Source organism: Streptomyces sp. NPDC002776, from assembly GCF_053592195.1.
The window spans coordinates 439076-463541 of the sequence record NZ_JBSFVG010000003.1 but is presented as its reverse complement, the minus strand read 5'-3'; the positions used below and the strand labels follow the sequence as shown (position 1 = coordinate 463541).

Annotated in this window: 23 protein-coding genes and 1 pseudogene; 8 read left to right on the top strand and 16 right to left on the bottom strand. The window is 72.4% G+C overall.

The window, feature by feature from the left end:
- Positions 1–49 precede the first annotated feature (49 nt).
- Positions 50–682 carry an HAD family acid phosphatase gene (locus tag ACWD11_RS09755; protein ID WP_451282286.1) on the top strand — a complete coding sequence of 211 codons (633 nt, stop codon included), beginning with the start codon at positions 50–52 and terminating at the stop codon, positions 680–682.
- 74 nt (positions 683–756) lie between these two features.
- On the opposite strand, the gene ACWD11_RS09750 is transcribed toward ACWD11_RS09755, so the two are convergent.
- Positions 757–3285, bottom strand: a complete 2529-nt coding sequence (locus ACWD11_RS09750) for an ATP-dependent Clp protease ATP-binding subunit (RefSeq protein WP_250077158.1) — start codon at positions 3283–3285, stop codon at positions 757–759.
- A gap of 432 nt (positions 3286–3717) precedes the next feature.
- Between ACWD11_RS09750 and ACWD11_RS09745 the strand changes: the two genes are divergently transcribed.
- The gene (locus ACWD11_RS09745) at positions 3718–4326 is read left to right on the top strand and encodes an SCO3374 family protein (RefSeq protein WP_451282284.1); all 609 of its coding nucleotides are present in this window, start codon (positions 3718–3720) and stop codon (positions 4324–4326) included.
- Here the strand turns inward: ACWD11_RS09745 and ACWD11_RS09740 are convergent.
- The 10 genes from ACWD11_RS09740 to ACWD11_RS09695 all read right to left on the bottom strand — a co-directional run bounded on the left by ACWD11_RS09740 (position 4305) and on the right by ACWD11_RS09695 (position 12428).
- Positions 4305–4640 (bottom strand): histone-like nucleoid-structuring protein Lsr2, encoded by a 336-nt coding sequence (locus ACWD11_RS09740; RefSeq protein WP_389416962.1) that lies wholly within the window; start codon positions 4638–4640, stop codon positions 4305–4307. The two genes, ACWD11_RS09745 and ACWD11_RS09740, sit on opposite strands and share 22 nt — an antisense overlap.
- Positions 4641–4857: 217 nt before the next feature.
- Positions 4858–5406, bottom strand: coding sequence for an amino-acid N-acetyltransferase (locus ACWD11_RS09735; RefSeq protein WP_389416961.1), 549 nt, complete (start codon positions 5404–5406; stop codon positions 4858–4860).
- A 9-nt stretch (positions 5407–5415) separates the two neighbouring features.
- The gene (locus ACWD11_RS09730; protein ID WP_389416960.1) at positions 5416–5844 is read right to left on the bottom strand and encodes a BlaI/MecI/CopY family transcriptional regulator; all 429 of its coding nucleotides are present in this window, start codon (positions 5842–5844) and stop codon (positions 5416–5418) included.
- Positions 5845–5984: 140 nt separating this feature from the next.
- Positions 5985–6164 carry a hypothetical protein gene (locus ACWD11_RS09725; protein WP_389416959.1) on the bottom strand — a complete coding sequence of 60 codons (180 nt, stop codon included), beginning with the start codon at positions 6162–6164 and terminating at the stop codon, positions 5985–5987.
- 48 nt (positions 6165–6212) lie between these two features.
- A complete protein-coding gene (locus ACWD11_RS09720) occupies positions 6213–6869 on the bottom strand; it encodes a hypothetical protein (RefSeq protein ID WP_451282333.1) in 657 nt (218 codons plus the stop codon).
- 143 nt (positions 6870–7012) lie between these two features.
- On the bottom strand, positions 7013–7810 hold the full coding sequence (locus ACWD11_RS09715; RefSeq protein ID WP_389416958.1) for a type III pantothenate kinase: 798 nt from the start codon (positions 7808–7810) through the stop codon (positions 7013–7015).
- A 16-nt stretch (positions 7811–7826) separates the two neighbouring features.
- On the bottom strand, positions 7827–8804 hold the full coding sequence (nadC, locus tag ACWD11_RS09710; protein ID WP_389416957.1) for a carboxylating nicotinate-nucleotide diphosphorylase: 978 nt from the start codon (positions 8802–8804) through the stop codon (positions 7827–7829).
- A gap of 5 nt (positions 8805–8809) precedes the next feature.
- A complete protein-coding gene (locus ACWD11_RS09705) occupies positions 8810–10522 on the bottom strand; it encodes an L-aspartate oxidase (RefSeq protein ID WP_451282281.1) in 1713 nt (570 codons plus the stop codon).
- A complete protein-coding gene (panC, locus tag ACWD11_RS09700; protein WP_451282280.1) occupies positions 10519–11511 on the bottom strand; it encodes a pantoate--beta-alanine ligase in 993 nt (330 codons plus the stop codon). The genes ACWD11_RS09705 and panC overlap by 4 nt, the downstream gene beginning before the upstream one ends.
- Entirely contained in the window at positions 11508–12428 is a 921-nt protein-coding gene (locus ACWD11_RS09695; RefSeq protein WP_451282278.1) for a Rossmann-like and DUF2520 domain-containing protein, read from the bottom strand. The genes panC and ACWD11_RS09695 overlap by 4 nt, the downstream gene beginning before the upstream one ends.
- A gap of 186 nt (positions 12429–12614) precedes the next feature.
- Between ACWD11_RS09695 and ACWD11_RS09690 the strand changes: the two genes are divergently transcribed.
- Positions 12615–13808, top strand: coding sequence for a threonine aldolase family protein (locus ACWD11_RS09690; RefSeq protein WP_451282276.1), 1194 nt, complete (start codon positions 12615–12617; stop codon positions 13806–13808).
- Here the strand turns inward: ACWD11_RS09690 and ACWD11_RS09685 are convergent.
- Positions 13798–14001, bottom strand: coding sequence for a hypothetical protein (locus ACWD11_RS09685; RefSeq protein ID WP_451282274.1), 204 nt, complete (start codon positions 13999–14001; stop codon positions 13798–13800). The two genes, ACWD11_RS09690 and ACWD11_RS09685, sit on opposite strands and share 11 nt — an antisense overlap.
- A gap of 163 nt (positions 14002–14164) precedes the next feature.
- On the opposite strand from ACWD11_RS09685, the gene ACWD11_RS09680 reads away from it, so the two are divergent.
- Entirely contained in the window at positions 14165–15271 is a 1107-nt protein-coding gene (locus ACWD11_RS09680; RefSeq protein WP_389416951.1) for a DUF5937 family protein, read from the top strand.
- Between the two features lie 10 nt (positions 15272–15281).
- Here ACWD11_RS09680 and ACWD11_RS09675 read toward each other — a convergent pair whose 3' ends face one another.
- Both ACWD11_RS09675 and ACWD11_RS09670 read right to left on the bottom strand, forming a co-directional pair.
- The gene (locus ACWD11_RS09675) at positions 15282–15953 is read right to left on the bottom strand and encodes a response regulator (RefSeq protein WP_451282272.1); all 672 of its coding nucleotides are present in this window, start codon (positions 15951–15953) and stop codon (positions 15282–15284) included.
- A gap of 63 nt (positions 15954–16016) precedes the next feature.
- Positions 16017–17219, bottom strand: coding sequence for a sensor histidine kinase (locus tag ACWD11_RS09670; protein WP_389416949.1), 1203 nt, complete (start codon positions 17217–17219; stop codon positions 16017–16019).
- A 118-nt stretch (positions 17220–17337) separates the two neighbouring features.
- On the opposite strand from ACWD11_RS09670, the gene ACWD11_RS09665 reads away from it, so the two are divergent.
- Positions 17338–18438, top strand: coding sequence for an SAM-dependent methyltransferase (locus tag ACWD11_RS09665; RefSeq protein ID WP_451282270.1), 1101 nt, complete (start codon positions 17338–17340; stop codon positions 18436–18438).
- Here the strand turns inward: ACWD11_RS09665 and ACWD11_RS09660 are convergent.
- Positions 18403–19551, bottom strand: a complete 1149-nt coding sequence (locus ACWD11_RS09660) for an NADH-quinone oxidoreductase subunit D (RefSeq protein WP_389416947.1) — start codon at positions 19549–19551, stop codon at positions 18403–18405. The two genes, ACWD11_RS09665 and ACWD11_RS09660, sit on opposite strands and share 36 nt — an antisense overlap.
- 31 nt (positions 19552–19582) lie before the next feature.
- On the opposite strand from ACWD11_RS09660, the gene ACWD11_RS09655 reads away from it, so the two are divergent.
- A complete protein-coding gene (locus ACWD11_RS09655; protein ID WP_389416946.1) occupies positions 19583–20110 on the top strand; it encodes a PH domain-containing protein in 528 nt (175 codons plus the stop codon).
- Positions 20107–21456 carry a PH domain-containing protein gene (locus ACWD11_RS09650; protein ID WP_451282268.1) on the top strand — a complete coding sequence of 450 codons (1350 nt, stop codon included), beginning with the start codon at positions 20107–20109 and terminating at the stop codon, positions 21454–21456. The genes ACWD11_RS09655 and ACWD11_RS09650 overlap by 4 nt, the downstream gene beginning before the upstream one ends.
- Positions 21457–21494: 38 nt before the next feature.
- Here ACWD11_RS09650 and ACWD11_RS09645 read toward each other — a convergent pair whose 3' ends face one another.
- Complete coding sequence (locus tag ACWD11_RS09645; protein WP_451282266.1) at positions 21495–23042, bottom strand: hypothetical protein; 1548 nt, start codon at positions 23040–23042, stop codon at positions 21495–21497.
- 197 nt (positions 23043–23239) lie between these two features.
- Between ACWD11_RS09645 and ACWD11_RS09640 the strand changes: the two are divergent.
- Positions 23240–24439: pseudogene (locus ACWD11_RS09640) on the top strand (phosphatidylglycerol lysyltransferase domain-containing protein); the annotation flags it as partial.
- Between the last annotated feature and the right edge of the window lie 27 nt (positions 24440–24466).

Here is a 24466-nt window from a genome sequence, read left to right as displayed (position 1 = left end):
CGAACATGCACACGACATGCTGGCCGTACGCGAAGGGACCCCCACCCACATGACCACCCGACGCCCCTGGGCGCTCCGCACAGGTGCCACCGCCGCCTCCGCCGCCGCCCTGGTGGCTTTCGCCGTACCCGCGCAGGCCGCGACGAGCACCGGCACCCCGACCGTCGCCACCGCCGCCGCCACCGCGGACGTCGACTACGACACCTGGCAGAAAGACTGCCGGCTGGTGATGAACCAGGCACTGCCCCAGCTGCAGCAGCGGATCGCGAACCCCAGGCCGGGCGAGAAGCAGGCGATCGTGCTCGACATAGACAACACCAGCCTGGAGACCGACTTCGGCTTCAGCTACCCCCAGCCGGCCAACAAGCCGGTCCTGGAGGTCGCCAAGTACGCGCAGGAGCACGGCGTCGCCCTGTTCTTCGTGACCGCCCGCCCGGGGATCATCCAGTCGGTCACGGACTACAACCTCAAGTACCGCGGCTACAAGGTCGCCGGACTCTACGTCCGCGGCTTCATCGACCTGTTCAGGAACGTCGGCGACTACAAGACGGCCCAGCGCGTCGACATCGAGAACAAGGGCTACACGATCATCGCGAACATCGGCAACAGCTCCACCGACCTCTCGGGCGGCCACGCCGAGAAGACGTACAAGTTGCCGGACTACGACGGCCAGCTGTCCTGAGCGACGGCATGAAAAGGGGCTGCCCCAGGACGAGGTCCCGGGGCAGCCCCTTTGGTTCAAGCCCAGCGCGGCGGCTAGGCCTCCTTGCTCAGGTTGGGCCCGGCACCGCCGGCCGCCTGCTCGATCGGCGGGACGTCGGGCAGCGCCGACTTCTCCTCACCGCGGAAGGTGAAGGTCTGGGTCTCGCCCTCGCCCTCGGTGTCCACGACCACGATGTGACCGGGGCGCAGCTCGCCGAAGAGGATCTTCTCCGACAGCGTGTCCTCGATCTCGCGCTGGATGGTGCGGCGCAGCGGACGCGCACCCAGCACCGGGTCGTAACCCTTCCTGGAGAGCAGCTCCTTGGCGGACTGGGAGAGCTCGATGCCCATGTCCCGGTCCTTCAGGCGCTCGTCCACCTTGCCGATCATCAGGTCGACGATCGCGAGGATGTCGGCCTGGGTCAGCTGCGGGAAGACGACCACGTCGTCGACGCGGTTGAGGAACTCGGGCCGGAAGTGCTGCTTGAGCTCGTCCGAGACCTTGTTCTTCATGCGCTCGTAGTTGGTCTTCTTGTCGCCCGAGGCCGCGAAGCCCAGGTTGAAGCCCTTGGAGATGTCCCGGGTGCCGAGGTTGGTCGTCATGATGATGACCGTGTTCTTGAAGTCCACGACCCGGCCCTGGGAGTCGGTCAGCCGACCGTCCTCCAGGATCTGCAGCAGCGAGTTGAAGATGTCCGGGTGGGCCTTCTCGACCTCGTCGAAGAGGACCACGGAGAACGGCTTGCGGCGGACCTTCTCGGTCAGCTGGCCGCCCTCTTCGTAGCCCACGTAGCCGGGGGGCGAACCGAAGAGCCGGGAGACCGTGTGCTTCTCGCTGAACTCCGACATGTCGAGGGAGATCAGCGCGTCCTCGTCGCCGAAGAGGAACTCGGCGAGCGCCTTGGACAGCTCGGTCTTACCGACACCGGAGGGGCCGGCGAAGATGAACGAGCCACCGGGACGCTTGGGGTCCTTCAGACCGGCACGGGTACGACGGATCGCCTTCGACAGCGCCTTGACGGCGTCGACCTGGCCGATGACCCGCTTGTGGAGCTCGTCCTCCATGCGGAGCAGACGCGAGGACTCCTCCTCGGTCAGCTTGAAGACCGGGATGCCGGTGGCGGTCGCGAGGACCTCGGCGATCAGCTCGCCGTCGACCTCGGCGACGACGTCCATGTCGCCGGCCTTCCACTCCTTCTCCCGCTTGGCCTTCGCGGCGAGGAGCTGCTTCTCCTTGTCACGCAGGGAGGCGGCCTTCTCGAAGTCCTGCGAGTCGATCGCGGACTCCTTGTCCCGGCGGACCCCGGCGATCTTCTCGTCGAACTCGCGCAGGTCCGGCGGCGCGGTCATCCGGCGGATGCGCATCCGGGAACCGGCCTCGTCGATCAGGTCGATCGCCTTGTCCGGCAGGAAGCGGTCCGAGATGTACCGGTCGGCCAGGGTGGCGGCCTGGACCAGCGCCTCGTCGGTGATGGAGACGCGGTGGTGCGCCTCGTACCGGTCACGCAGACCCTTGAGGATCTCGATCGTGTGCGGCAGCGACGGCTCGGCGACCTGGATGGGCTGGAAGCGGCGCTCCAGGGCCGCGTCCTTCTCCAGGTGCTTGCGGTACTCGTCGAGCGTGGTGGCACCGATGGTCTGGAGCTCACCGCGGGCCAGCATCGGCTTGAGGATGCTGGCGGCGTCGATCGCGCCCTCGGCGGCACCCGCACCCACCAGGGTGTGGAGCTCGTCGATGAACAGGATGATGTCGCCGCGGGTGCGGATCTCCTTGAGCACCTTCTTCAGGCGCTCCTCGAAGTCACCGCGGTAGCGGGAGCCGGCGACCAGGGCGCCGAGGTCCAGGGTGTAGAGGTGCTTGTCCTTGAGGGTCTCGGGCACCTCGCCCTTGACGATGGCCTGGGCGAGGCCCTCGACGACGGCGGTCTTGCCGACACCGGGCTCACCGATCAGGACCGGGTTGTTCTTGGTCCGGCGGGACAGCACCTGCATGACCCGCTCGATCTCCTTCTCGCGCCCGATGACCGGGTCGAGCTTGGATTCGCGGGCCGCCTGGGTGAGATTGCGGCCGAACTGGTCGAGGACCAGGGAGGTCGAGGGCGTGCCCTCGGCCGGGCCGCCCGCCGTGGCGGCCTCCTTGCCCCCGGAGTAGCCGGAGAGCAGCTGGATGACCTGCTGCCGCACCCGGTTGAGATCTGCGCCCAGCTTGACGAGGACCTGGGCTGCGACGCCCTCGCCCTCGCGGATCAGGCCGAGCAGGATGTGCTCCGTGCCGATGTAGTTGTGGCCCAGCTGAAGAGCCTCGCGGAGCGAAAGCTCCAGGACCTTCTTGGCACGGGGGGTGAAGGGGATGTGCCCGGACGGGGCCTGCTGGCCCTGGCCGATGATCTCCTCCACCTGCTGGCGGACCGCCTCGAGCGAAATCCCGAGGCTCTCAAGGGCCTTGGCGGCGACACCCTCACCCTCGTGGATCAGGCCCAGGAGGATGTGCTCGGTGCCGATGTAGTTGTGGTTGAGCATCCGGGCTTCTTCCTGAGCCAGGACGACAACCCGCCGCGCGCGGTCGGTGAACCTCTCGAACATCGTTAATCGCTCCTCAGAGCGGTCAGGCAGTGGGGGGAACTTCCCCTCCCTGTCCTTCCGCAGCTTAGTCCCGCAAGCGGGGACCGCTCATTCCAACTGCCGACACCGTCGATGGCCTCCTGACCCCGCTAACGCCGACATCTCCTCCAACCCGATGGTGCGAGACGATGTTCCCGCAGGCCAGGCAGTTACCCGCTTCGCCAGTACGCCGATGGCGAACGTGAGACGCCCGGTCCTGCGTGTCGCCCCCTCCCACTAGGGATGTCTTACCCGCAGGCACCGACAGTCCATGCCGCGCAGACCCGTTCCCTCCGCTACGGGCGAACAACCTCGCTCCTCCGCGCACCCCCGCACGCCCCCTCCATCGGCACTCTGTGCATTCGCGAGACCACCCAGCGTAACCCGGACGCTCTTCGGACGGTTGCACTTGGCATGGTTGGCACCCCTCCCCCGGTCACCACGGTCCCGTCCCCCCGCCGGCCGCTCGATCCGAGCGATCAGGTCCGCCGGTGGTACGAGAACGAACTGGGGTGGCCGACAGTGCCCGGGAGCCCGCTGGGGCTGCGGCTGGGCGAGCGCTTCGACGTCCTGGACGTGCCGGCCGAGGCGGGCCGCGCGGCGCTGCGTCATCTGGCGCCGGGTTCTCCGGCGGCGATGCGGGGCGACCGGATGCGGCTGCTGGTGGCCGCGGGCAGCGCGGAGGAGCTGCCCGGGGTGCTGGCCTGGCTGGAGTGGGGCGGGCTCGCCCTCGATCTCACGGTGACCGGCGAGGGCGGCGTCATGGAGGCGCCGGAACCCGGTGGGGCGGGGGCAACCGACAGGCGGCCGTCCCGGGGCCACGCCGGCACGCCGCAGGGGGCCGCTGTCTGGCTGCGGCCCCCCGAGCCGGGGCGCGAGGTCGAGGCCTCGCTGCCGACGCTGTCGGCCTTGGGGGGCGGTGGGGGCGCCCCCGATCTCGTACGACTGCTGGACACGGTGGCCACCCAGTGCCACCGGCTGCGGCTGCGGCGCTTGTGCGCTCAGCCGTTGGCCTTCTCGTAAGCCTCGCGAATGGACGCGGGAACACGGCCGCGGTCGTTGACGTCGTAGCCGTTCTCCTTCGCCCAGGCACGGATCTGGGCGGTGTCCTGGCTGCCGCCGGACGCGGCACGCGCCTTTCCACGCCCACCCGAAGCACGGCCTCCGGTACGCCGACCACCCTTCACGTAAGGCTCGAGAAGGCCACGGAGCTTGTCCGCATTGGCGGTCGTGAGGTCGATCTCGTACGTCTTGCCGTCCAGCGCGAACGTCACGGTCTCGTCCGCCTCGCCACCGTCGAGGTCGTCGACAAGAAGGACCTGAACCTTCTGTGCCACCGGATTTCCTTTCATCGATAACTTGAGGGCTGGGGCCCGCGGCGTCCGCCGTTTCGCCGTCCCCTTGTTATATGCAGTACTGCAGTACGTCGGAAAGCAAACCGCTTTTGCTGGAAAAACACAAACCCCTGGCAGAGACTCACAGCCCGCTCCCCGCCCGGAAACATGCGCGTTTCGGACATAGGGCACCGGGAGTCCGGTTCGGCTTACCCGGCGATCACAGATGCAGAAGCATCCGACTGTTGCCCAAGGTGTTCGGTTTCACTCGTTCGAGACCGAGGAACTCCGCGACGCCCTCGTCATAGGAACGCATCAGCTCCGCGTACACATCGGTGTCGACCGGCGTCTCACCGATCTCGACGAAGCCGTGCTTGCCGAAGAAGTCCACTTCGAAGGTCAGGCAGAAAACCCGGCGAACACCGAGCCAACGCGCGGTCTGGAGCAACTTCTCCAGCAACTGGTGACCGACGCCCGCGCCCTTCAGTCCGGGCTTCACCGCGAGAGTGCGGACTTCCGCGAGGTCTTCCCACATCACATGCAGGGCGCCGCAGCCGACGACCTCCGCGTTGTCGTCACGTTCCGCGACCCAGAACTCCTGGATGTCCTCGTAAAGGGTCACCGTCGCTTTGTCGAGCAGGATGCCGCCGCGGACGTACGCGTCAAGCAGGCGGCGCACCGCCGGGACATCGCTGGTGCGGGCCCGGCGGACGGTGAGGGCTTTTGCGGTGACTTCGGGGCTCTGAGCCGGTGAGCTCTGTGCGGACATGAGCGGACGCTATCGCCCGTCGGCCTCCGGCGCCGAGCCGGGGTTCTCCGGGGCCGTATCGGGGCGGGTATCGCCTTGCTCGGTTTGTTCCGGTCCTTGGGCGATGCGGACGGCGTCGCGGAGAGCAGTTCGCTGTTCGTCGCTCATCATCCCGAAGAAGGCGACGAGGGCGGCGGCGGGGTTGTCGCTCTGCGACCACGCCTCGTTCATGAGGGCGGCGGCGTAGGCGGCCCGTGTGGAGACCGCCTCATATCGATAGGCCCGGCCTTCCGCCTCGCGGCGCACCCAGCCCTTCTGATGGAGATTGTCCAAAACGGTCATCACCGTGGTGTAGGCGATGGACCGTTCCTGCTGAAGATCTTCAAGGACTTCCCGAACGGTCACCGGGCGGTTCCACTTCCACACCCGCGTCATGACCGCGTCTTCGAGTTCTCCCAATGGGCGAGGCACAGTTCAGCACAATAGTGGGAGATGCCGGGATTGGCCTGCCGGACGTGCGCTTTCAGCAGCAAAAAGGCACAAAAAGGGCGTACGACTCGGAAAGCGAGGAGTCGTACGCCGGGAACGGTCCGCCTGGGTCAGCCGTCGCTCCGCACGGAGGTCTGACGGGCCCCCTCGGCCCGGGCGAGCGCCGCGTCCACCACGGCGTCCTCCTTGGCCTTGTTGGCACCGCCCTGAGTCTTCACGATCACCCGGATCACCCCGCCGAAGAACACGGCCATGACGACGGGGGGCAGCAGCGCGGAGACGTAGTCCATGACTTCAGGGTAGCGAGGGGGACGGGTGGTCCGGGGCCGGGGTGGGGCTCAGCCCGCGGCCAGTTGCTGCGGCGGCCGGGCGGGGGGCTCGGCGGGTTTGCGGCGGGGGAAGACCTCGCCCGGAGTGGGGACGGGGCGGCGGGGCTGCTGGGGCTCGGCGGGGCCGGGGGTGGCCGGTTTCTCGGCGGGCCGGGTCGCGGGTTTCTTCGCGGGCTGCCGGTCGGGGTCCTGCCCGGCGGCGGGGGGCGCGGCCGCGAGGCCCCCAGGGAGGGCCAGAAGGCGGGTACGGGACGCGGGGACGCTCGGGGCGGCCGTGGCCACCCGGCGGCCCGTCCCGCGCGCGAGACGGGCCCGTACGTCCTGTTCGGCGAGGACCTGGCAGCGGCTCAGCAGGGCGGCGGCGACGGGGTTGCCGCGCAGGGCGCGCAGGGCGGCGAGATCGTCCGGCTCGGGCCGGTAGCCGGCGCCCAGGGCCTCCTCCATGAGGGCGAGGTAACCGGCGGCGGTGCCGGGCAGGGCGGCGCGGTACCGAGCGAGGTCGGCCACCAGGAAGGCGCGCAGCCGTGCGCCCTCGCGCATCGCTTCGTCCAGCGACTGGGCGAGGGAGAGACAGTCCTGGACATCCTCGGCCGGGGCAGGGGCGGGGTTCAGGGCAAGAGCGAGCGCGCGGCGGAGCACACGCAGCTCCTCCACACCGAACGCCATGCCGCCTCGGGATCCGTATGGCGTGGGCATGCGGCGACGATACGCGCTAATCAGACAAACCCGACATAGGGGATGGGCGTGGCGCGGGGGAGTTACCCGGTTGGGCCGCCGCTACGGGGACCCCGCCGCACGCACGCGTGCCGTCACATCCGGGACACGTTCCGCTCGTAGACCAGCCGCAGTCCGATCAGCGTCAGCCAGGGCTCGTGCTCGTCGATCACCGACGACTCGCCCAGCACCATCGGTGCCAGACCGCCCGTCGCGATCACCGTGACCTCTTCCGGGTCGTCCGCCAGCTCCCGGGCCATCCGGCTCACCACGCCGTCCACCTGCCCGGCGAAGCCGTAGACGATCCCGGACTGCATGGCCTCGACCGTGTTCTTGCCGATCACGCTCCGGGGCCGGGCGACCTCGATCTTCCGCAGCTGCGCGCCCTTCACCCCGAGCGCCTCCACCGAGATCTCGATCCCCGGCGCGATGACCCCGCCGACGTACTCCCCGCGCGCGCTGACCGCGTCGAAGGTCGTCGCCGTACCGAAGTCCACGACGATCGCGGGACCGCCGTACAGCTCGACGGCGGCCACCGCGTTGATGATCCGGTCCGCGCCGACCTCCTTGGGGTTGTCCGTGAGGATCGGCACCCCGGTCTTCACCCCGGGCTCGACGAGCACGGCCGGCACGTCGCCGTAGTACCGCCGCGTCACCTCCCGCAGCTCGTGCAGCACGGACGGCACGGTCGCGCAGATGGCGATCCCGTCGATGCCGTCGCCCAGCTCCTCCCCGAGGAGCGGGTGCATGCCCATCAGGCCCTGGAGCAGCACCGCCAGCTCGTCGGCGGTGCGGCGCGCGTCCGTGGAGATGCGCCAGTGCTCGACGATGTCCTCGCCGTCGAACAGGCCGAGGACGGTGTGGGTGTTTCCTACGTCGATCGTCAGCAGCATGGCCGCTTCCCGCTCCCTACTCCGCCGCTCGCAGGTCCAGCCCGATGTCCAGGATCGGCGCGGAGTGGGTCAGCGCCCCGACGGCCAGGTAGTCGACGCCCGTGTCCGCGTACGCCCTGGCGTTGTCCAGGGTCAGCCGGCCCGACGCCTCCAGCGCCGCGCGGCCGTGCACCAGCGCCACCGCCTCCTCGCACTCCCCCGGCGTGAAGTTGTCCAGCAGGATCAGGTCGGCGCCCGCGTCCACCGTCTCGCGCAGCTGGTGCAGGGTGTCCACCTCGACCTCGATGGGCAGCTGGGGGAAGGCCTCCCGCACCGCCTTGAAGGCCTGCGCGACACCGCCCGCGGCGACCACGTGGTTGTCCTTGACCAGGGCCGCGTCGGACAGCGACATCCGGTGGTTGACGCCCCCGCCGCAGCGGACCGCGTACTTCTCCAGGGCGCGCAGTCCGGGCGTGGTCTTGCGGGTGTCCCGTACGCGTGCCTTGGTGCCCTCCAGGGCGTCCGCCCACGCGCGGGTGGCGGTCGCGATGCCGGAGAGGCGGCACAGCAGGTTCAGCGCGCTGCGCTCGGCGGTCAGCAGGTCGCGCGTGCGCGTGGTGACCGACAGCAGCTTCTGACCGGCCGCGACCCGGTCGCCGTCCTCCACGTGGCGCTCGACCTCGAACTCGTCGGTGCAGACCACGGAGATCACCGCCTCGGCGACCCGGAGGCCGGCCACGACACCGGCCTCGCGCGCGGTGAAGTCGGCGGTGGCGACCGCGTCCTCGGGGATGGTCGCGACCGTCGTCACGTCCACGCCGTTGTCCAGGTCCTCCTGGATGGCGACGTTCGCGATGTCCTCGATCTCCAGCGGGTCCAGGCCCGCGTCGATCAGGAGCTGCGCGAGCGCGGGGTCGAGCCCGCACTCCAGATACGTCTCGTCGGTGTCCGCCCCGCAGGCGCAGCCGTCGCCGCAGCCGTCGTCCTGGACGAGGGGAAGGTCGGGGGTGCTCACGTCTGTCACTGCTCCTGGGGCTGCCGGGTCGGGGGGAAGTCTGCGGTATCGGTGGGGTGCACGGCGAGTGTGCGGTCCGGATTCAGCCGTACGACGATGTGGCGGCGCCATGCCGTGTCGTCGCGCTCGGGCCGGTCCTCGCGCCAGTGGCAGCCGCGCGTCTCCTCGCGCAGCACGGCGGCGCCGACCAGGACCCGGGCCACGCACAGGAGGTTGGTGGCCTCCCAGGTGTCGACGCCGGGCTCCGCGGTCTTGCCGTTCTCGACGAGGGCCTCACGCGCGTCGGAGTGCAGCCGCTGGAGCTGCTCGCCCGCCCGCGTGAGGGAGTCGGCGGAGCGCAGGACGCCCGCGCCCTCGGTCATGATCCGCTGGATGGCGAAGCGGGCCTCGGCCGCGAGCAGCGGATGCGCGGGCACCTCCGGGGACGGCACCGGGTGCGGCACCCGCGCGTGGAGGGCGTTTCCGGCGTGGCCCGCCGCGATGTCGGCGGCGATGCGCTCGGCGTAGACCAGTCCCTCCAGCAGGGAGTTGGAGGCGAGCCGGTTCGCGCCGTGCACGCCGGTGCACGCGACCTCGCCGCACGCGTACAGGCCGGGCACGGTCGTACGGCCCTGGGAGTCGGTGCGCACCCCCCCGGAGGCGTAGTGGGCGGCCGGGGCGATCGGGATGGGTTCGTGGACGGGGTCGATGCCGTGGGCGCGGCAGGCGGCGAGGATCGTCGGGAAGCGGTGCTCCCACATCTCGGCGCCGAAATGCCGGGCGTCGAGGAACATGTGCTCGGCGTCCTGCTCCTGCATCCGGCGCATGATGCCCTTGGCGACGATGTCCCGGGGCGCGAGCTCGGCCAGCTCGTGCTGGCCGACCATGAAGCGCACGCCGTCGGCGTCGACCAGGTGGGCGCCCTCGCCGCGCACGGCCTCGGAGACCAGCGGCTGCTGGCCCTCGGCGTCCGCGCCGAGGAACAGCACGGTGGGGTGGAACTGCACGAACTCCAGGTCGGAGACCTCCGCGCCGGCGCGCAGGGCGAGCGCCACGCCGTCGCCGGTGGACACCGACGGGTTGGTGGTCGCGGAGAAGACCTGCCCCATGCCGCCGGTCGCGAGGACCACCGCGGGGGCGTGCACGGCGCCCACGCCGTCGTGCTGGCCCTCGCCCATCACGTGCAGGGTCACGCCCGCGGTGCGGCCGTCGGCGTCCGTGAGCAGGTCCAGGACGAGCGCGTTCTCGATGGTGCGCAGCCCCTTCGCGCGGACCGCCTCGACCAGTGCGCGGGAGATCTCCGCGCCGGTCGCGTCGCCGCCCGCGTGCGCGATCCGGCGCCGGTGGTGGCCGCCCTCGCGGGTGAGCTCCAGGCCGCCCTCCTCCGACTCGTCGAAGTGGGCGCCCGTCTCGATCAGGCGGTGCACGGCGTCCGGGCCCTCGGTGACCAGGAGGCGTACCGCGTCCTCGTCGCACAGCCCGGCGCCCGCCACCAGGGTGTCGGCCAGGTGCTGCTCGGGGGTGTCGCCCTCGCCGAGGGCCGCGGCGATGCCGCCCTGCGCCCAGCGGGTGGAGCCGTCGTCGAGGCGGGCCTTGGTGACGACGACCGTCGTCAGACCGGCGGCCTCGCAGCGCAGGGCCGCGGTCAGTCCGGCGACGCCGGAGCCGACGACCACCACGTCCGCGTCGATGGACCACCCGGGCGCGGGCGCGTGCAGTCGTATGCCTGTGCTGGTCACGAGGCGGCTCCGAAGGTGAGGGGGAGGTTGTCGATCAGCCGGGTCGTCCCGACCCGGGCGGCGACCGCGAGAACGGCCTCGCCGGTGAAGTCGTCGTCGATCTCGGTGAAGTCGGTGGGGTCGACGAGGGCGAGGTAGTCCAGCACGAGCGGCGGGGTGAGCCGGGCGGCCTCGTCCAGGACCAGACGGGCGGCGGCGCGGACGGCGGCCGGGCCGGCCGGGGCCGCCTTGGCGACGGCGTGCGTGTCGGCGGCGGCGCGGGACTCCCCGAGGGCGCTGAGCGCCTCGGCACGAGCGTGCGTGGCGGGCACTTCCCGGGCCCGCGCGCGCAGCGCCTCCTGCGCCGCGTGCCGGTCCTGGCCGGCGAACAGCGCCCGGGACAGGGCGAGCGCGGTGCGCCGGTCGGCGGGCGAGAGATAGCGGTTGCGGCTGGACAGGGCCAGGCCGTCGTCCTCGCGCACGGTGGGCACGCCGACGATCTCGGTGCCGAAGTTCAGGTCGCGGACCATGCGGCGGATCAGGGCGAGCTGCTGGGCGTCCTTCTGGCCGAAGAGCGCGATGTCGGGGCGGGTGAGGTGGAGCAGTTTGGCGACGACGGTGAGCATGCCGTCGAAGTGGCCGGGGCGGGCGGCGCCCTCCAGCCGCTCGCCCATGGGGCCCGCGCTGACCCGCACCTGCGGTTCGCCGCCCGGGTAGACCTCGTCGACGGAGGGCGCGAACACCACGTCCGCACCGGCCTCCCCGGCGATCTTGAGGTCGGCTTCCAGGGTGCGCGGGTAGCGGTCGAGGTCCTCGCCCGCGCCGAACTGGAGGGGGTTGACGAAGACGGTCACCACGACCTCGCCGTCCGCTCCGGCGAGCTCGCGCGCGGAGCGGACCAGGGTGGCGTGGCCCTCGTGCAGGGCGCCCATGGTCATCACAACCGCGCGCCTGGCCGTACGCGTGCGTGCGGCCAGTTCGGCGGCGGTGCGCAGCAGGGTGATGGTCATCCCGCTTCTCCCCCGGTGCTGTCGGCGAGCACTCCCAGCAGGTCTTCGGCGAGCTCCGGCTTGAGCAGGCCATGGGCGAGCGCGCGGTCGGCGGTCGCGCGGGCCATCGCCAGGTAGCCGGCGACGGCCTGCGGGGCGTGCCGGCGCAGCTCGGTGACGTGCGCGGCGACGGTGCCCGCGTCCCCGCGCGCGACGGGACCGGTCAGGGCGGCGTCGCCGGAGCGCAGGGCGTTGTCGAGGGCGGCGCCGAGGAGCGGGCCGAGCATCCGGTCGGGGGCCTCGACGCCGGCCGCGCGCAGCAGTTCCATGGACTGCGCGACCAGCGTCACCAGGTGGTTGGCGCCCAGGGCGAGGGCCGCGTGGTAGAGCGGCCGCATGTCCTCGGCGATCCACTCCGGCTCGCCGCCCATCTCGATGACGAGGGCCTCGGCGGCCAGCCGCAGTTCCTCGGGGGCGGTGACGCCGAAGGAGCAGCCGGCCAGCCGGTCGACGTCCACCGGGGTGCCGGTGAAGGTCATCGCCGGGTGCAGGGCCAGCGGGAGCGCGCCCGCGCGCAGGGCGGGGTCGAGGACCTGGGCGCCGTACCGCCCGGAGGTGTGCACCAGCAGCTGGCCCGGTCGTACGGCCCCGGTCTCGGCGAGTCCGGCGACGAGGCCGGGCAGGGCGTCGTCGGGGACGGTCAGGAGCACCAGTTCCGCGCTCCTGAGCACCTCGGCGGGCGTCATGAGGGGTACGCCGGGGAGCAGGTGCTCGGCGCGGCGCCGGGAGGCGTCGGAGACTCCGGAGACGGCCACGGGCCGGTGCCCGGCGAGCTGGAGGGACGCGGCGAGCGCGGGGCCCACCCGGCCGGCGCCGACGACGCCGACGGTGAGCCGCGCTGGGCGGTCCTTCGGATCTGGCTGTTGGCTTGTACTCACGCGACGGCGGCCTTCCCGTTCCAGTCCGCTCCGGGTACCGGACGATTTCTCGTCATGTTAACGCGATCGGTTCGAGGGGCGGTCGGTTGTCCACAGGCTGTGGGTTTTTGTGAGCCGAGGGCGCCCGGAGAAACGCGTCCCGAAAAGCGAGTGCCCCGGTGCGGCGGGGCGCGACATCATCCGCGCATGAGTGATGCGGCGGAGACGACGAACCATGGCGAGCAGCTCCCGGAGACCGAACGGCGCCGGCGCATCAGAGAACGGCGCATCAGCGCGTCCCGGAACGCTGAGCGCGCGCTGGGGCGCGCGGGTGCCCTGCGCACGCTCCGGGAGCGGCTCGCGCTGCTGGAGCAGGCGTCGGACGTGTACGACCTGGACCAGCCGGCCGACATGTACGGCGACGGTGTCGTCGAGGCCCTGGAGGACAAGGTCGCCGGGCTGCTCGGCAAGGAGGCCGCCGCGTTCTTCCCCACCGGCACCATGGCCCAGCAGGTGGCCCTGCGCTGCTGGGCGGGCCGCACCGGCAACCCGGTCGTCGCCCTGCACGCGCTGGCCCACCCCGAGGTGCATGAGCGGAACGCCTTCAGCCAGGTCAGCGGGTTGCGCCCGGTCAGGGTCACCAGCGAACCGCGGCCGCTCACGGCCGACGAGGTGCGCGGCCTCGACGAGCCCTTCGGCACGCTGATGCTGGAGCTGCCGCTCCGGGACGCCGGTTTCGTGCTGCCGTCCTGGCAGGAGCTCACCGAGGTGGTCGAGGTGGCACGGGAGCGCGAGGCGGTGGTGCACTTCGACGGAGCGCGCCTGTGGGAGGCCACGGTCCACTTCGAGCGCCCCCTGGACGAGATCGCGGACCTCGCGGACAGCGTCTACGTCTCGTTCTACAAGTCCCTCGACGGCTACGGCGGCGCCGCGGTCGCCGGGCCCCGCACGCTCGTCGACGAGATGAAGGCCTGGCGGCACCGGTACGGCGGCACCGTCTTCCAGCAGTTCCCGACCGCACTGTCGGCGCTGGTCGGCCTGGAGCGCGAGCTGCCCCGGCTGCCCGGCTACGTGCGGCACGCGCGCGTGGTGGCCGGCGCGCTGCGTGAGGGGTTCGCGGCAGCGGGGCTGCCCTGGGCCCGCGTCCACCCCGAGGAGCCGCACACCAACGAGTTCCGGCTCTGGCTGCCGTACGACGCCGATGTCGTCGCCGAGGCGGCGGTCCGGCACGCCGAGGAGACGCGGACCCTGCTGTTCGCCCGCCCCTGGGACGCGCCGGGCCCGGGCCTCGCGGTCACGGAGATCGACGTCCGGGCCGCGGGCCTGACCTGGACGGCCCACGACGTACGCGTGGCGGTCGCGGAGTTCGTGGCGCGGCTGAAGGAGCAGGTCAGCGGCTAGGCCGCAGCCGCCGGCCCAGGAACCGCCAGGACCTGCCTCCCACCGGGCGCCCGGCGAGAACGGCCCGGAAGCGGCGCTCCTCGCGCCAGGCCCGTACGACCTGCCGGTCGTGTGCGCCCGGGGCGGGCGGGGCGGGCTCGCCGTGCTGCCGGGCCCGGTAGGTGTCGAGGAGGTACTGCTGGGTGACGTTCATGGCGGTTCACCTCTTCCCGAAGGCAGGACGGATGCGGCGGGACGGCTCCGGCTGCCCCGGCCGGTCCTCCCAGCCTGCGCCGATCGCGCGGCGGCGTCGCGTCGATTGACGGCGGGCGTCAATCAACGGCGGCGTTGTCAGTGGCCGGGTGCACCATGAGGGCATGAGCGTGAGCATCGACATCGCGGGGCTGCGGCCGGAGAGGGTCGCCGTCGTTCCCTCGCCCCTGGCCGAGCTGGGCATGGCGCTGCACGCGCTGTCCGAGCCGGCCCACCACCCGGGCCTCCAGGGCTGGGCCACGAGCGTGACCGCGGCGCTCGACCCGCATCTGGCCGACCGGATGTGCGAGGCCGACTTCCTGTGGCGTACGACGTTCTCGGACCTGTTCCTGCCCTGCGCCGGCATCCCCGGCGGGCCCACCCTCCCGGGCGCCGATCTCGCCGGGGACCTGGACCTGCTGGACAAGCTGACGGACGAACAGTTCGTGGACGCCGCCCTGGAGTTCACCTGCGCGCTGCCGTACACCACCCCCGGCCCCTCCGTGCTCGACGACCCCGACCTGCGCCGCCGCGCCCTGGAGCTGGCCGCCGCGCGCGGGCCGCAGCAACTGCGGTTCACCAGGCGGCTGCTGGAGGATCCGCCGCGGATCCGGGCCTGGCTGCGGCAATTCCTGGCCGACTGCGAGGAGGCGTTCTTCGCGGACGTCTGGCACCGCGTGCGGCACCAGCTCGCCGCCGACGCCCGGCACCGGACCGACCTGCTGCGGCACAAGGGGCTCGCCGAGGCGCTGACCTCAGTGTCCGCGGCGGTCACGTTCGACGAGGCCGGCGGCCGGATCACCATCGACAAACTGCGCCAGGGCCACACCGTCATCCGTGACCGCAGCCTGCTGCTGGTGCCGACGAGCCTGGGCTGGCCGCATCTGATGGTGCTGCACCGGCACGGCTGGCAGCCGGTCCTGCACTACCCGGTCGGCTCCCCCGAGCTGACCGCCCCGCCCTCGGTCGACCAGCTGGTCCTGCGCATGACCGCGCTGTCCCACCCGGTGCGCATGCAGCTGTGCCGCAACCTCGCCCGCAGCACGTACACCACCAGCGAGCTGGTGCAGATCCACGGCATGACCGCGCCCGAGATATCCCGGCACCTGGGCGTGCTGAAGAAGGCGGGCCTGATCACCACCCGCCGGCGCGGGCGCTACGTCCTGCACCAGCTGGACGTCACGGCGGTCGCCCGGCTGGGCGGGGACCTCCTGGAGGCACTGCTGCGCTGACCGGCGCCGCTCAGCCCTGTCCGCCGGCCCGCACCACTCCCGTCTCGTAGGCCAGGACCACCACCTGCACCCGGTCCCGCAGCCCGAGCTTGGTCAGGATGCGGCCCACGTGCGTCTTGACGGTCGCCTCCGACAGGACCAGCCGGGCCGCGATCTCCCCGTTGGACAGCCCTTGGGCGACCAGCACCATGACCTCGCGCTCCCGGTCGGTGAGCCGGTCCAGCTCCTTGAACTGCAACTCCTGGCCGGTGCTGGGCAGCATCGGCGCGAAGCGGTCCAGCAGCCGGCGCGTGGTCGAGGGGGCCACCACCGCGTCGCCGCTGTGCACCGCGCGGATGGCGGCGAGCAGTTCCCCGGGCGGCACGTCCTTCAGCATGAAGCCGGAGGCGCCCGCCTTCAGCCCGGAGAAGGCGTACTCGTCGAGGTCGAAGGTGGTCAGGATCAGCACCTTCGGCGGATTCGGGTCCGCGCAGACCCGGCGGGTGGTCTCCACACCGTCCAGCTTTGGCATGCGCACGTCCATCAGCACCACGTCGACCGCGGTCTCCCGCAGCACCTGCAGGGCCTCGACGCCGTCGCCCGCCTCCGCGACGACCTCCATGTCCGGCTGGGCGGCGAGCACCATCCGGAACCCGGTGCGCAGCAGCACCTGGTCATCGACGAGCATTACGCGGATCGTCATCGAGTCCTCTTCCGTGTCCGTGAACGGGGTCGTTACAGGTGTCAACGCAGCACATGACCGGTCTCAGTGCGCCGGTTTGAGCGGCAGCAGGGCACTGATGCGGAATCCTCCGCCGGGGCGGGGGCCCGCGTCCAGGGTGCCCCCCACCATGCCGACCCGCTCTCGCATACCGATCAAACCGTGGCCCTGGCCGTCGGCACCGCCCTCCTCGTACAGCTCGTGCGGGGCGCCCTTGCCGTCGTCCTCGACGAGCAGACCGAGCCCGTCGTCGAAGTAGACCAGCCGTACGCTCGCACCCGCGTTCGGGCCGCCGTGCTTGCGGGTGTTGGTGAGCGCCTCCTGCACGATGCGGTACGCGGTCAGCTCCACTCCGCTCGGCAGCGGGCGCGGGGTGCCCTCGACCTTGAAGTCGACGGGCAGTCCGGAGGTGCGGCACTGCTGGACGAGCTCGTCGATCTGCTCGACGTCGGGCTGCGGGACATACTCCCCGCCCTCCTCGTGCTCGCCGGTGCGCAGCACGCCCAGCAGGCGGCGCATCTCGGCGAGGGCCTGACGGCCGGTGGAGGAGATCGTCTCCAGGGCCTTCTTCGCCTGGTCGGGGGCGGCGTCGAGGACGTAGGCGGCGCCGTCGGCCTGCACCACCATCACCGAGACGTTGTGCGCGACCACATCGTGCAGCTCGCGCGCGATCCGGGCGCGCTCGGCGGCGACCGCGACCTTGGCCTGCGCCTCGCGCTCCTTCTCGAGCCGGGTCGCGCGCTCCTCGAGTTGCGCGAAGTACGCGCGCCGGGTGCGTATCGAGTCACCGAGCACCCAGGCGAGCGCGAACGGCACCGAGGTGAAGACCATGATCGCGACGGTGCCGAGGGCGCTCGACTCGTTCTCCGGCCAGCGCAACTGCGCCAGGGGGGCCGCGCACAGGCCGACGCCGAGCGCCAGCCTGGAGGCCCAGCGGGCACCGTTCGCGGCCACCGTGTAGGTGATCACCAGCATGGCGAAGTTCGCGGGCATGGTCTCGACGTCCAGCACCAGCTGCGCCACACCGAGCGCGATGGCCAGGACCAGCATCTTCTCCGGCATGCGCCTGCGCAGCGCGATCACCAGGGACAGCAGCAGGGCGATCGGCACGGCGGCGACCGGGTAGTCGACGCGCTCCACTTCCTGCTGCACGACCCCGGACACCACGGTGATCCCGAACAAGAAGACGGCCCAGAAGCCGTCGACCCACGTCGGGTGTCTGCGGAGGAAGTCATAGAGGCGCTGCACGTAACCCAGCGTAGGGAAGCGGGATGTGTGCATGGGTCAACCGGAGGACCGATCCGCGGGAAGCGCGCGTACTCCGCAAGGTGGAGGCCCCGCTCCCCTGTGCCCTTAGCCTGGGCGCGTGACGCGAGACGGTGGCGACGAATGGCTCGGGTGGCGGGCGGCGGCTCAGCGGGCGCTGTACGGGCCGCAGGGCTTCTACCGCAGGCCGGAGGGCCCGGCCGGGCACTTCCGTACGTCCGTGCACGCCTCGCCGCTGTTCGCCGGGGCGGTGGCCCGGCTGCTGTGCCGGGTCGACGAGGCACTGGGCCGGCCCTCCTCGCTCGACTTCGTGGACATGGCCGCGGGCCGCGGCGAACTGGTCACCGCGGTCCTCGCCGCGCTCCCCTCCGACGTGGCCGCCCGCGCGCGCGGGTACGCCGTCGAACTCGCCGGCCGCCCGCCCGGTCTCGATCACCGGATCGAGTGGCTGCCCAAGCCGCCACAGGGCGTCACGGGCCTGCTGTTCGCCAACGAGTGGCTGGACAACGTGCCCGTCGACATCGCCGAGGTCGACCCCGAGGGCGTACCGCGCACGGTCCTCGTACGGCGCGACGGGACCGAACGGCTCGGCGAGCCGGTCGCCGGTGCGGACGCCGAGTGGCTCGCGCGGTGGTGGCCGCTGCCCCCGGAGGAGGGACTGCGGGCCGAGATCGGGCTGCCCCGGGACGAGGCGTGGGCGGAAGCGGTCAGGACCGTCGAGCGAGGGCTCGCGGTGGCCGTCGACTACGCGCACACGGTCGACGCGCGGCCCCTGTTCGGCACGCTGACCGGGTTCCGGGAGGGGCGCGGGACGGCACCTGTGCCGGACGGGTCCTGCGATGTCACGGCGCATGTGGCGCTGGACGCGTGTGCGCGGGCCGGGGACCGCCCGGGTGGGAGGACGGAGGCGCGCGCGGTCGTGAACGAGCACGCACCGGCGCACGAGCTGCCCGGCGCACGCCTCCTCACGCAGCGCGACGCCCTGCGCGCCCTCGGCCTCGAAGCCGCCCGCCCCCCGCTCGCGCTCGCGACGACCCAGCCGACGGCCTACGTACGCGCCCTCGCGGCGGCCGGTGAAGCCGCCGAACTCACCGCACCCGGCGGCCTCGGCGACTTCGGCTGGCTGATCCATCCCGTGGGCATCGCGGACGCGGCCTTGGGCGGCCTACTTGTCGATGTCCCCGACCACGAAGAACAGTGACCCCAGGATCGCCACCATGTCCGCCACCAGGGTGCCCGGCAGCAGCTCCACCAGCGCCTGGATGTTGTTGTACGAGGCCGAGCGGAGCTTGAGCCGGTACGGCGTCTTCTCGCCCTTGCTGACCAGGTAGTAGCCGTTGATGCCGAGCGGGTTCTCGGTCCACGCGTAGGTGTGCCCCTCGGGCGCCTTCAGGACCTTCGGCAGCCGCTGGTTGATCGGGCCGGGCGCCAGCTCCCCGAGCCGGTCGAGGCAGGCGTCGGCGAGATCGAGGGAGTTGTAGGTCTGCTCCAGCAGGCACTCGAACCGGGCGAGGCAGTCGCCCTCCTGGCGGGTGACCACCTTGAGCGTGTCCTGGAGCTCCCCGTAGGCGAGGTAGGGCTCGTCGCGGCGCAGATCGAAGTCCACGCCGGAGGCACGAGCGATCGGCCCGCTCACGCCGTAGGCGTGCACGGCCTCCGGCGCCAGGACGCCCACGCCCCGCGTGCGCCCCCGGAAGATCTCGTTGCCGAGGACCAGATCGTCGAAGCGGTCCATCCGGGAGCGCACATCGGCGACCACGGCACGCGCGCGCGTGGCCCATCCGGCGGGCAGGTCCTCCTTCAGGCCCCCGACCCGGTTGAACATGTAGTGCATGCGCCCGCCGGAGACCTCCTCCATCACGTGCTGGAGCTCCTCGCGCTCCGTGAAGGCGTAGAAGATCGGCGTGATCCCGCCCAGCTCCAGCGGGTACGAACCGAGGAACATCAGGTGGTTGAGCACCCGGTTCAGCTCCGCGAGCAGGGTCCGGGTCCACACCGCCCGCTCGGGCACCTCCATGCCCAGCATGCGCTCCACGGCCAGGACGACGCCCAGCTCGTTGGAGAAGGCCGACAGCCAGTCGTGGCGGTTGGCGAGCATGATGATCTGGCGGTAGTCGCGCGCCTCGAACAGCTTCTCCGCGCCGCGGTGCATATAGCCGATCACCGGCTCGGCGCTGGTGATGCGCTCACCGTCCAGGACGAGCCGCAGGCGCAGCACGCCGTGCGTGGACGGGTGCTGGGGCCCGATGTTGAGCACCATGTCGGTGCTCTCCGCGGCTCCGCCGATACCGACCGTGGTCTGCGTCGTAGGCATGGACACAGTCTCTCCTACGTAGGCTGACCATATGGAGACGGGGAGCCAGGAAAACGCGCCGCATACCGGGCAAACCGGGGCCGCTTCAGCGGAGCACGAGCCGGTGTGGACCGGACTGCCCCCGGGGCTGCTGCGGATGCGGCGGCTGTTGCTGGTGGTGTGGCTGGGCCTGCTGACGGTCGGCCTCGCCGTGCTGCTGGGCCTGCTCGCCGGTCCCGCCTGGGCCGCCTTCGCGCTGCTGCCCCTCGCCGTGGCGGTCTGGGGCTGGGTGATGCTCGGCCACAACTGGCGCTCCTGGCGCTACGCCGAGCGCGCCGACGACCTGCTGATCAGCCGGGGCGTGCTGTGGCGCGAGGAGACCGTCGTGCCGTACGGGCGCATGCAGCTGGTGGAGGTCACCTCCGGGCCCGTCGAGCGGCACTTCGGACTGGCCAGCGTGCAGCTGCACACCGCGGCCGCGGCCACCGACGCGACCATTCCCGGCCTCGACCCCGCCGAGGCGGAACGGCTGCGCGACCGGCTCACCGAGCTGGGCGAGGCCCGATCGGCGGGGCTGTGACGGCCCCGGGCGTCGACGGCGCCGTACGGCGGAAGCCGCCGGTGATCGAGCGGCGGCTGCATCCCGTGACGCCGCTCAGGCGGGCGTGGGCACCGGTGGCCGTGGTCATCGGCTGGGCGGTGCACGATCCCGACCAGACGCAGCGCCAGCTGACCCGGCTGACCACGACGACGCTGCTGCTCGTGATAGCCGTCGCCGTGCCGGCGGCCGCCCTCTACGGCTTCCTCACCTGGTGGTTCACCCACTTCGCGGTGACCGAGAGCGAACTGCGCATCCGCACCGGGCTGGTGTTCCGGCGCAGTGCGCACATCCGGCTCGAGCGCATCCAGGCCATCGACGTCAGCCAGCCGCTCCTCGCGCGCGTGGCGGGCGTCGCCAAGCTCAAACTCGATGTCGTCGGCGCCGACAAGAAGGACGAGCTCGCCTTCCTCGGCGCGCAGGAGGCGCGTGCGCTCCGCGCGGAACTCCTCGCGCGCGCCGCCGGATTCGCGCCCGAGACGGCGCACGAGGTCGGCGAAGCCCCGGCGCGCGAACTGCTGCGGACGCCCCCGCGTGAGCTCGCGCTCTCCCTGGTGCTGACGGGCGCCACCTGGGGCACCCTGGCCGCCGCCCTCGTCGTGCCGCCGGTGCTCTGGCTCGCCACCCACAGCGTGTGGACGGTCCTCGCCACCGCCCTGCCGCTGCTCGGCGCGGCGGGCGCGAGCAGCGTGGGCCGGTTCGTCGCCGAGTACGACTGGACGGTGGCCGACTCCCCCGACGGCCTGCGCATCGACCGGGGCCTGCTGGACCGCGTCCACGAGACGGTGCCGCCGGGGCGTGTGCAGACCGTACGGGTGGTGCGGCCGCTGCTGTGGCGGCGCCGCGGGTGGGTGCGGGTGGAGCTGGACGTGGCGGGGTCCTCGAACTCGGTCCTGGTCCCGGTCGCCCCGCGTGAGGTCGCCGAGGCCGTCATCGCGCGCGTGCTGCCCGGGGTGACCGTGCCGCCGGATTCGGCGCTGTCCCGGCCGCCGCGGCGCGCGCGGTGGTGCGTACCGGTGTGGTGGCGGGGCTACGGCCTGGTCGTCACCGACTCCGTCTTCGCCGCGCACCAGGGGCTGCTGCGGCGCAGCCTGGCGCTGGTGCCACACGCGAAGGTGCAGAGCGTACGGCTGGCGCAGGGGCCCTGGAAGCGCGCGCTGGGCCTCGCCGACGTCCATGTGGACACCGGGGCCGACAAGACCGTCACGGCCCGCCTGCGGGGCGCCGAAGAGGCGGCGGCGCTGCTCGGCGCCCAGGCCGAACGGTCGCGCACGGGGCGGCGGGACGCGCGTCCGGACCGCTGGATGACGGAAGGGGCCGACCGTTAGGCCGACCCCTCGCCCGAGCGCTCCCGCTGCCGGGACCGTCAGGACGCCGCGCTGCGCAGCCCCTGTACGTCGATCTGCTCCGTCTCGTCGTGCGCCGTCAGGTCGATGACCTGGCCGACGCCCCGGGACTCCTCGTCGGCCGGCTTGAACTGCGCCTCGGACTCGGCCTTGTGCAGGGCGAGCGCCTCCTGGCCGACGACGTCGGCGAGGTCCTCGTTCTGCACGTCCTCCAGGCCGGGGGTCGCCTCGCCCTTGTGCGTGCCGAAGAAGTCGAAGCCGCCCTCGACCCTCGGGCGCCGCACGGGCGCCGACGGGACGACGGCCACCGCGGTCGGCGCGACGAAGTGTCCGGCGGGCTGCTGGGCGGGCAGCGCCGGCTTGCCCGGGGTGACGGCGGCCGCGCGCGTGTGCTCCTGCCCGTCGGCCGCCTCGGGCTTCCCCTGCGCCTCGTCCTCCTGCGGGAGCGAACCGGTCTGCGCGGCCCGGTCGTTCGAGGGGCTGCCGCTCTGCGCGGGCACCTCGGCCTGCGCGTCACCGGACTCCTTCACCGGGGCAGCGGGATGCGGCTTCGCGGGGCCGCCGGACGGGGCCGCCGGGGCTTCGGCCTTCGCCGGGGCATCCGTGTTCGGCTTCGCGGGGCCGCCGAACGGGCCCGCCGGGGCTTCGGCCTTCCCCGGACCGCCGTACGGGGCCGGAACTTCGGCCTTCGCCGGGGCGTCCGTGTTCGGCTTCGCGGGGTCGTCGGACGGGCCCGCCAGGGCCTCGGCCTTCACCGGACCGCCGAACGCGACCGGGGCCTCGGCCTTCACCAACCCGTCGGACTCGACCGGGGCCTCGGCCTTCACCAACCCGTCGGACTCGACCGGCGCTTCGGCCTTCCCCCGACCGTCGCCCTCCGGCTCACCGTCCGCCGTCGAGGCCTTCTCGGTGTCCAGCTTCGCCAGCGCCGCCCGCGCCCGCAGGAACAGGCTCGACCCCTCCGGCGAGAAGACCGCCGGGGTGACCGTCTCGGCCGACTCGGTCCCGGTCCCGGCGACCGGGGCTGCCACGGCCCCCGCCTCCGGCTCGGCGACCGGCTCGACGACCGTCTCGGCGGCCACCGGCGCCGGCGGCAACGCGCGCGCGGGCGCCACCGCTTCTATCTCCAGCAGCCGGCGCCCCTCCAGGGCGCTCGCGCGCTCGGTCTCGGCGGTGGCGTACCGGCGCAGCAGCGCCGCGTGTTCGTTGCGCAGCCCCGCGAGTTCCGCGCGCTTGGCGCGCAGCCGCTGCTCCAGCTTGCCGCGCAGTTCGCGCGACTCCTCGAGGTCGGTCTCCAGTTCGGCGACCCGCTCCTCGAAGCGCCACTCGTCGCTCGCACGCGCGCGTGTCAGATCGGCGACCCGCTTGCCGGCCTGGGTGTCCCAGTGCCGCATGACGACCGCGCCGACGACCGCCGTCATCGCCGCGGCCGCGGCCAGGCCCCGGAGCACCCACGGCTCCGAGAAGACCCAGGGGCCGAGCGCGCAGACGGCTGAGACACCCGCGATGGCCGACGGGGGCAGCAGCCTGTGCAAGGGCGGGGAATGGCGGTGACGTCCACGTGGCATGGCCAGAAACTTACCGCGCGTAGGCGAATCATGGAGCCCCGCCCCGTAAAAACCCAGCCATCCCCAAGCGTTCCCGGAACCGGCTTCGGGGAGGTGAGTGAACCTCCTCCTCCAAGACACCGTCCTAGAGGGCGCAATGTCGCCGGATGCCCGAATCGGCACCGGATCCGAACTCACTCGCAGAACCACGGGACGCGATGCCTGTCAGGACAGTTGAGGAAGTGCCGGGCGGGGTTCTACGGCAACCCGGCCGCGTGCGGCGGCTGCTGCGCGGCCCGCGCCCCGACGCGGTGCCCGCTCTCGTCGGCCGAGCATGCGTCCTCGTCGGCCTCCTGGACATCGCCGCGGGCATCCTCCCGCGCTTACGGCACAGCCGTACGCACCCCCTCGCCGACGTACTGCCCGGCGCGTCCGGACCGTTCGCGGCCGCCCTCTCGCTCAGCGCCGGGGTGCTGTTGCTGCTGCTCGCCCACGGTCTCCGGCTCGGCAAGCGCCACGCCTGGCGGGCCGCGGTGGTCCTGCTCCCGGCAGGCGCGGTGGCCCAGTTCGCCTACCGCCCCTCCCCGCTCGGCGCCGTCGTCTCGCTCGTCCTGCTGACCGCCCTGCTGCGCCATCGCGACCGGTTCACGGCCCTGCCCGACCCGCGCAGCCGCTGGCTGGCACTGGCCAACTTCGTCCTGATGGGCGCCGGTTCACTCGCCCTCGGACTCGTCGTCGTCAGCGCCCATCCGCGGAGCCTGACCGGCAACCCGAGCCTGGCCGACCGCATCACCCATGTCCTGTACGGCCTCTGCGGCCTCGACGGCCCGGTCGAGTACCAGGGCAGCACCGCGGGCACGGTCGCCGTCTCCCTGGGCGCCCTCGGCCTGCTCACCGCCGTCACCACGGTGTGTCTCGCCCTGCGCCCCGAACACCCCGGCACCCGGACCACCCAGGAGGACGAGACCCGCCTCAGGGCCCTGGTGGCCCGGCACGGCGGCCCCCTCACGCTCCACCGGGACCACGCCGTCGTCTTCTCCCCCAGCGGCAAGGCCGCGGTCACCTACCGCGTCGTCTCCGGCGTCATGCTCGCCGACGGCGACCCCATCGGCGACGCCGAGGCCTGGCCGGGCGCCATCGAACGCTTCATGGACGTCGCCCAGGCCCACTCCTGGACCCCCGCCGTCGGGGGCTGCTCCGTGACCGGCGGCGAGGTGTGGGCCCGGGAGACCGGCCTGACCGCCCTCGGACCGGGCGACGAGGCGGTGGTGAGCGCGGCGGATTTCTCGCTCACCGGCCGCGCGATGCGCACCGCGCGCCGGATGGCCCAGCGCATCGAGCGAGCCGGTCGCCCCACCCCGGTACGCCCCGTACGTGACCCCGCCGCCCCCGAACCGGCCCCTGTCCGCCGCGCCGCCGCACACCACCGCGCCCGCGCGGCGTGA